At 43.9% G+C, this 8,295-nt stretch carries 8 protein-coding genes; 4 read left to right on the top strand and 4 right to left on the bottom strand.

The genetic code is table 11. The features are described 5' to 3' along the window. On the bottom strand, positions 1-436 hold a 436-nt coding region (locus tag ACP45E_RS12985), incomplete at its 3' end, for a dCMP deaminase family protein (RefSeq protein WP_069585081.1). Positions 437-1,328: 892 nt separating this feature from the next. Here ACP45E_RS12985 and ACP45E_RS12980 point away from each other — a divergent pair. Continuing rightward, positions 1,329-2,354, top strand: a complete 1,026-nt coding sequence (locus ACP45E_RS12980; protein WP_017036183.1) for a lactonase family protein — start codon at positions 1,329-1,331, stop codon at positions 2,352-2,354. A gap of 121 nt (positions 2,355-2,475) precedes the next feature. On the opposite strand, the gene fghA is transcribed toward ACP45E_RS12980, so the two are convergent. Both fghA and ACP45E_RS12970 read right to left on the bottom strand, forming a co-directional pair. Next, on the bottom strand, positions 2,476-3,321 hold the full coding sequence (gene fghA, locus ACP45E_RS12975) for an S-formylglutathione hydrolase (RefSeq protein WP_017038693.1): 846 nt from the start codon (positions 3,319-3,321) through the stop codon (positions 2,476-2,478). 140 nt (positions 3,322-3,461) lie between these two features. Beyond that, positions 3,462-4,610 (bottom strand): S-(hydroxymethyl)glutathione dehydrogenase/class III alcohol dehydrogenase, encoded by a 1,149-nt coding sequence (locus tag ACP45E_RS12970; RefSeq protein WP_017036185.1) that lies wholly within the window; start codon positions 4,608-4,610, stop codon positions 3,462-3,464. Between the two features lie 214 nt (positions 4,611-4,824). Here ACP45E_RS12970 and ACP45E_RS12965 point away from each other — a divergent pair, with 214 nt between their 5' ends. Beyond that, positions 4,825-5,697: a LysR family transcriptional regulator gene (locus ACP45E_RS12965; protein ID WP_017036186.1), complete on the top strand. Its 873-nt coding sequence runs from the start codon at positions 4,825-4,827 to the stop codon at positions 5,695-5,697. 154 nt (positions 5,698-5,851) lie between these two features. Here the strand turns inward: ACP45E_RS12965 and ACP45E_RS12960 are convergent, their stop codons facing one another. Beyond that, positions 5,852-6,436, bottom strand: coding sequence for a LysE family translocator (locus ACP45E_RS12960; protein WP_017038692.1), 585 nt, complete (start codon positions 6,434-6,436; stop codon positions 5,852-5,854). A gap of 114 nt (positions 6,437-6,550) precedes the next feature. Here ACP45E_RS12960 and ACP45E_RS12955 point away from each other — a divergent pair, with 114 nt between their 5' ends. Next, positions 6,551-6,991: an Lrp/AsnC family transcriptional regulator gene (locus tag ACP45E_RS12955; protein ID WP_017036188.1), complete on the top strand. Its 441-nt coding sequence runs from the start codon at positions 6,551-6,553 to the stop codon at positions 6,989-6,991. A 125-nt stretch (positions 6,992-7,116) separates the two neighbouring features. Beyond that, positions 7,117-8,295: HAMP domain-containing methyl-accepting chemotaxis protein (locus ACP45E_RS12950; RefSeq protein WP_141707328.1), on the top strand; the 1,179-nt coding region annotated here is incomplete at its 3' end.

Here is an 8,295-nt window from a genome sequence, read left to right as displayed (position 1 = left end):
GGCTATCCAATGGCAGCCAATCGACGGTAACACCCGCTTGAGAAAACATATCTTGGCTAATCTTGATCTTTTCCCCCCAGCGTGACAAAAAATCTTCCGTTTGTTCTGGGCAATGGACCGTTGAAATACCCGTTTGGATAATTTTAGCGGCGCAGTTTGGGCAAGGAAAGTGGGTGACCCAAACCTCACACCCATCAAGATCTCTCTTGGCAAACAAAATCGCATTCTCTTCGGCATGCAATGTTTTCAAGTACTTCATATCACGGTCATCAGTATCGGCGCTGTCTGAAATCCCATGGGGATAACCGTTAAAACCGACTGAGACGATACGATTATTTTTTGTAATCACGGCGCCTACTTGAGTCGATGGGTCTTTACTCCAAGAGCCGACGAGTTCAGCCATTTGGAAAAATCGTTGTGACCATTTAGAGATCATTAGAGCTCCTTATTTGATAAGCGAAGGGGAGAAGAATGGGTTGAATATTCCATCATTATATCCCCTAACGCTTTTTGATGGTTGAGTATTTAACATGATTATTGGGTTAATCGATGCTAAAGGTGATCAAGAAAGCATCGTCGCTCACATCAAGCGATCAAGATGTTTCTAAATCGGCTCTTTAGCGTGTAAGAGATCTCTTACATCAATGTGAGAGTATGGAATCAAGTTGTGCCGATAAAAGAAAAGAAACTTAAATAAGTATTTGTTTAATAATGGTTTGTACTATTTTTGTCCGTTTTTATCTGGCAGTAATTATTTGCTGATAATTGCCCAAGATGGATAAGCATCGTAGTATTTGTTTTGTCAGCAGGAAGCAGACACGGAACAGGAAAGACCCAAGGAAAGGTCATCTTCAGGAAGAAGATATGGTTATTCAGGAAGAATAGTCAGCAAGGACTGCAAAGGACATTAGCTGGATGCTAGTAGCAAGGATTGTTACCAACTATGTTAATGGACGCTTAAAGGATTAAGGCAAATCTTTGTCAGGATGATGAAGTTAGGACACTACTCACGGAAGGGTGATGTAAGTTAGCCAGGAAAGCTAACGGGCAGGATGGCCAAGGACACCGCTAGGATGGCGATGATATGGAAAGCGCTGAAGGAATCAGCCTACTATCAAGGATTCGATGCAGGGAGCATCTATCAGTAGCAGGATTGCTGCGAGTAAGAACAGAAAACCCACTGAGCGAAAGCTGAGTGGGTTTTTTCTTATCTCATAAACGGTTCTTATTTCACAAACAATTGAAGCTAGCTCACCCTATCCATTTGAAGATGTATAGTAGACTGTCGTAACAGGCTCTTTCTAACTCAATACTGATTAAGGGAATAAATGGATTTCATCATCGGATGTTACAGTGATGGCTTACAGGCCAATGAGGGAATGCTTCTTGTCGAGTTAAACCGACGTTCCGGTCAAATGGCGCACAAGCAAGTGATGCTTCAAACGAAGAACCCCTCTTATGCTTTAGCTACCTCGAAGGCGGTGTACACCGTAAATGAAGTGGAAAAAGAAAGCCCTCCTAAATTACACATGTCAAATAGCGTATCACAGCATACTGTAAATTTGATTGGGGATTCACCGTGTCATTTGGCGGTAGATAAAGATCAGCAGTTCATCGCCATTGCTCATTACGGCACTGGCAACGTCAATATCGTCACTTTGGACAGCCAAGGCCTCCCTACCGATCTGATTGCGGATCTGTTTGTCGATGGTAAAGGCGCGAACCCCGACAGACAAACCTCACCCCATGCGCATCAGGTCACCTTTTTATCGACTCGTGACCAATTAGCCGTGGTTGACTTGGGGGCTGACGTTATTCATTTTTACCCCTATGATCGCAATAGCCTGACTTTTGAGAACACACCGGTGCAAAGTGTGTTGATGCCAGCTGGTAGTGGGCCAAGGCATTTAGTCTTCGATAAAATCGAAGAAACAGCGTATGTGGTGTGTGAATTGTCTGAAACGCTCGTGACGCTCAAAGACATTGATGACGAATGGGTTGTTGTTGATGAAACGGATTTACTGCCGAATCAAGAAAAAGGAGAGGCTGCCTCTGCCATCAAACTGTCTCCTGATGGGCAGTTTCTGTATGTTTCTTGTCGCCATCAAAATCAAATTTCAATATTCTCAGTTGATGGCGCACTGCCAAAATGGCTTAAATCCGTTGAAACCGAAGGCGACTTTCCACGCGACTTCGCCATGAGTCATGACGGCCAGTGGTGTATGGTGGCCAATCAACGTTCCAATTCATTGGTGAGTTTTAAACGAGACATAGACACTGGCGACCTGGTGTACAGCGGTCATACGTTGAAAACAACGGTCCCTGTTTGTGTGGTACCAATGTTGGCAGAGTAGCTGTATTAGTAGAGTAGCTATATGAGTAGAGTAGCTATATGAGTAGAGCAGAGACCAAGATTTGGATCAAAAAAAGAGAGCGAATGGTCGCTCTCTTTTGGTTTTTGTTATTCATGTTCTCTCAATTGGTATTGATCAAATACTTAGCATGAAATGACAGATGTTCATCAATAAAGCTAGAGATAAAGAAATAGCTGTGGTCATAGCCCGCATGCATCCGCAAATCCAAAGGCGAGTTATGTTGCTTCGCGGCTTCAACGAGTTCTTGTGGTTTTAGCTGTTCAGCCAAGAAGTTATCCGCTTCACCTTGATCGACCAAAATCGGCAGACTAGATGGTGCATCTCTTAATAATTCACACGCATCGTACTGTTTCCAATCGTCTTTATTCGACCCCAAATACGCGTTAAACGCCTTTTGTCCCCAAGGGCAATTTATTGGATGACTAATTGGACTGAAAGCGGAAATGGATTGGTACTGATCTGAATTTTTAAGCCCAATGGTAAGAGCACCATGGCCGCCCATGCTATGCCCAGAAATAGACTTAACGGATGACACTGGAAAGCATTGCTCGATGAGCTTAGGCAGCTCTTGAGACACGTAATCATACATATGGTAGTGACGAGACCAAGGTTCTTCTGTGGCATTGAGGTAGAATCCAGCCCCCTGACCCAGATCGTAGCTGTCATCATCAGCCACATCACTTCCTCTTGGGCTAGTATCTGGTGCGACGATCGCAATGCCAAGCTCTGCGGCTTTGTTAAACGCCCCAGCTTTTTGCATAAAGTTTTCGTCAGTACATGTTAGCCCTGATAACCAATAAAGAACAGGAACTGGCGAGGTTTTGGTGGCATTCGGCGGGAGGAAAATAGCAAAGCGCATTGAACAATTCAGAGTCGTTGAGTGATGAGTGAATTGCTTGTGCCAACCACCTGAAACTTTGACTTGGCTGATGTTTTCGATAGTCATAAGGGTTCCAAAAATCAAAAGGTACAAATAATAAAACGGTACGAATAATCAAAAGGTAAAAAGTGAAACGCCTTCAATGACAAAGGCGTTTATTCAGTAACCTAGTTTATTCAGTCGCTTGGTTTATTCATTAAGTGAGTTTATTTATCCATGTGTAAAACGGTACGGATAGACTCGCCTTTATGCATAAGGTCAAAGGCATCGTTGACGTCTTGAAGGCCCATGGTATGGGTGATGAACTCTTGCAATCCAAATTCACCGGCCATATAACGGTTAACGATTTCTGGCAGTTCAGAGCGGCCTTTAACGCCACCAAATGCAGAACCTCGCCATACCCGACCGGTAACCAGTTGGAATGGACGAGTTGCGATCTCCTGACCGGCACCAGCCACACCAATGATCACGGATTCGCCCCAGCCTTTATGACAACACTCAAGCGCTTGACGCATAACGTTAACGTTACCAATACACTCAAACGAATATTCCACGCCACCGTCTGTCATTTCTACAATGATATCTTGAATCGGTCTGTCGAAGTTTTGTGGATTGATGCAGTGAGTCGCCCCCAGTTGTTTGGCTAATTCAAACTTGCTCTCGTTAATGTCGACACCGATAATGATGTTTGCACCCGCCATACGCGCACCAATGATGGCTGATAGGCCGATACCACCTAAACCAAAGATGGCTACGTTGTCGCCTTTTTCTACTTTCGCTGTATTGAATACCGCTCCCATCCCTGTTGTGACGCCACACCCTAATAGGCAGACTTCTTCAAGCGGCGCTTCTTTGGATACTTTAGCCAAAGAAATCTCAGGTAATACAGTAAATTCAGAAAATGTAGAGCAGCCCATGTAGTGATAGATGGTTTCACCATTAATAGAGAAGCGACTGGTACCATCAGGCATCAACCCTTTTCCTTGAGTCTCACGGACGGCTTGGCAAAGGTTTGTTTTACCCGATTTACAGAATTTACACTCGCCACATTCGGCGGTGTAAAGTGGGATCACGTGATCGCCGACTTCAACACTGGTGACACCTTCCCCCACCATTTCTACAATGCCACCACCTTCATGTCCAAGGATAGACGGGAAAATTCCTTCAGGGTCATCACCTGACAATGTAAATGCATCCGTGTGGCAAACACCGGTAGCGACGATGCGAACTAAGACTTCCCCTGCTTTTGGCAGCTGAACATCGACTTCTTCCATTTTAAGGGGTTCGCCAGCCGCCCATGCCACAGCAGCTTTAGATTTAATAGAGGTTTGACCGGGTTTGATTTCAATCGCCATTGGATAGTCCTATCTGGTTTAGTAAGCGGAAGCGCTGCCATATCTTGTATAAGATTAGATGAGAGTGTCGATTTCCGCTGTCTTGTTTTTGTTTTGTCTTATTTGTTGTGAAACAGTATAGCTATTTCATTAAAGATGATAATACGGTAATAATAGAAAACATTTTTACGTATATGTAATAATGAAGGTTTCACCAATCTCATTGAGGAATCGCATGGCAAACTGGGAAGGCGTGAGTGAATTTGTCGCCGTGGCCGAAACAAACAGTTTTACTCGAGCGGCGAAAAAAATGAATACATCGGTCGCGCAAATTAGCCGGCGAGTGTCATCGCTTGAAGAACGATTAGCGGTAAAACTGCTGCATAGAACGACTCGGAAGGTGACCCTTTCAGAGGCTGGCCAGATCTATTTTGAGCAGTGTAAACTTTTAGTTGAAGGGTTAGAGTTGGCTGAAATCGAGGTCACTCGAATGCAACGATCCCCAAAAGGTCTATTAAAAGTGACCGCCCCCGTAACTTATGGGGAAACGCATCTGGCGCCTTTACTTCATCAATTTTTAGCGCAATATCCGCAAGTGGATTTAGAATTCCAGCTTACCAACCAGAAGCTCGATCTCATAGAAATGGGGGTGGACGTCGCAATAAGATTGGGGCGGCTAGAAGATTCGAGTTTGATTGCTAAGCGTCTTTCTCAGCGTCAGCTGTATGTTTGTGCTAGCCCGACTTACCTTGAACATTGGGGAGAACCACACACATTATCTGAACTTAATCACCATAACTGCTTGGTTGGCTCTCAAGGGCACTGGCGTTTCAAAGAGGGCGGCAAAGAAAAATCGTTACGAGTGTCGGGTCGCATTCGGTGTAACAGTGGATTATCGCTACTGGATGCCGCTAAACGTCATTTAGGTATGGTACAGCTACCGGATTACTATGTTAATGAAGTGCTAGAAAGCGGCGAGTTGGTGGAAGTGTTGAGTGATTACCGAGACGACAAAGAGGGGATCTGGGCAGTGTACCCTCCTAATCGAAACTTATCGCCAAAAGTACGCTTACTGATTGATTTTCTTTATGACCACTTAGCCAGGTAATAGTTAGTGGTTATCCCAATCACGACCATCTAGTATCATCAATTGAAATCTAGATGGCCTTATTGATTATTGCTGCGATTTCACTTAAGCATCTATTTCACTTAAGCATCTATTTTACTTAAAGCCCCGATTTTACTTAAAGCACGGGTTTCAATTACAGCATCGGCACCGTTGAAATGAGAAGCAGCAACGCCATTGAAAGGTTAAAACCACGAATACGAACTGGCGTGATAAGCCAATGTTGAAGCTTTTGACCTGCAATCGTCCAAAAGCTTACCGAAGGAATGTTAGCAAGGGTAAACGCTGTGGCAATAATAGCCAGTTCAAACCAAGCGCCAGCGCTGCTGAATAGTGTTACTGCGCTCAAGGCCATTGACCATCCTTTTGGATTTACCCACTGAAAGCTCGCTGCTGCAATAAAAGAGAGTGGCTTAAAATCATCGACGTCTTTTGCTCGTCCGCTCATTGCAATTTTGGCAGCGAGATAAATAAGGTACGCCACACTCACATACTTTAATATCTGATGACTGATTGGATAGGCCGTAAATACGCCCATTAATCCCACTCCTACTAAGATCACCATAAAGGCAAAGCCAAGGGCAACGCCAAGCATGTGCGGTATTGTTCGCGCAAAGCCCACATTCGCGCCCGATGTCATCAACATGATGTTATTCGGTCCTGGTGTAAACGTAGATACGAAGGCGAAAAGTAGCAGTGCCCCCAGTTGTTCCAATTCCATTGAAGTACCTCATTGTTGTTCATTGTTATTCTCTTAAACAATGTTAAGTAGAATCATGCGCAATTTTGTGTTTTTATTGATGAATATAAAATTAATTGAGCAATAAAATACGGTATGGATAAGTTTGACGAAAGAATATTGCAAGCGCTCAAAGTGGATGGCCGGATCTCTAATGTTGAGCTTTCGGACAGAGTCGGGTTATCGCCTTCAGCAACCCTGCGCCGCGTTCAGGAATTAGAGCGCACAGAAGTCATCAAAGGTTATCGAGCGATCCTAAACAGTGAACCGCTTGGAATTGGTTTTATTGCTTACGTGTCCATTGGATTAGCCAGCCACAGTAAGAAGGCGCAACTAGAATTTGAAGAGCATGTTCGTTTTGTTGATGAGGTTGTAGAATGCCATAACATCACAGGCGCTAATGAGTACTTACTTCGCATTGAGACTAGTTCTCTAGCAAGTTATAAACTCATCCATTCCGACGTTCTGGGTGAATGTGAGCATGTAAAATCCATCACAACAATGGTGGTGATGGGGTCCCCTAAAGATGAGCGTTAGTGAGTTTACTGAAATAAAAATCCGTTAATCAGATCCAGAAAGTCAAGAAACTACGAAGTAATAATTGTGATCAAGGTGAAAACTTCGTCTACATTTATTGATAGTGTTCATTTCTGGTGGAAATTATGAAACTAAGTATTGTCCAAAGAACCATTGGTGGGTATTTCATCATGTTTCTGTTGCTCGCCCTACTCGGAGGGATCAGTTACTACAAATTAACGACCGTAGATTCTCATGTTAGGCAAGTTACCCAAAAAGCCACACCGCTTTTAGTCGAAACTTCAAAGTTACAAACGGCGGTTTTAAAAAGTCAACGAAGCTTGCTTGAGTACATCACTTATACCGATATTGAATCTCTTCCTCCCATTCAACAAGAATTTAATGAGCAAAGAGCGGTATTTTTTGCCATTTTAGAGCGAATACGCTCAACCACGTCTCAAACCGATAAAGCCAGTGTGATCACACAAACCGCTGAAGGGTATTTTTCAGTGGCGGATCAAGTCATGAGCCAGCACACGGAGTCTATAGAGCTGAATCAACAGCTTAATAGTGCCAGACAAGTCTTTGTGAAATTTGAAGACTCTTTTCAAAAAGTCACCTTGCTGCTGCTAGATAAAGTCAGCAAAAGTCGTTCTCAGAGTAATAAAGTCGATCGCTTAACCAGTGGAATACAGCGAGACCTCAGAACACTACGTGCAGCCAACCCCGATATGGATCTGACTAAATTAGTGGAAACATTTACCAGTAATGTCAGCCGAGCCAAAGAAGGTATTGGCAGTATAAAAGTCAGTGCGGGAGTCATTACTCGATTCGAGAAAACGTTGGCGAAACTAGAAGAAGCTGGAGTATCAGAAAAAGGCATGCTGCCACTAATGATTCGTCAGCGCCAACTGCAAAGCGAAATTCGAGGCTTGATTGAGCAAGCCCAGCAAAGTACACGTGCTATGGAAACGGAGGTTGAACAGCTTTCAGACATGGCATTGGTCGAAGTCGATTCGGCCAGTTCAGTCACGGCTAAGTCGGTGGAATCTGCGGAAATTATGATCATCGTTATGACGATCGCCTCGGCATTTGTTGCTGCAATCATTGGCTACCTAACATCCAGATCGATACATAAACCTCTGTCCTTGATCAATCGGGTATTACGCAAGATGACACAAGGGGACATGACTCACCATGTGAACTACCAATCAAGTTGTGAATTCGGTGAACTCTCTAATTCCATTGACCAACTTGTTTCTGAAATGAAAAACTTGCTTTCTCAAATCAACTCGGGCTCAGACAGCTTAGATCGGAAGAGCGGT

This window comes from Vibrio genomosp. F10 str. 9ZD137 (genome assembly GCF_049974785.1).
Classification (GTDB): Bacteria; Pseudomonadota; Gammaproteobacteria; order Enterobacterales; family Vibrionaceae; genus Vibrio.
Note: the sequence above shows the minus strand (reverse complement) of the source record. Positions and strands in the feature narration are given on the sequence as shown.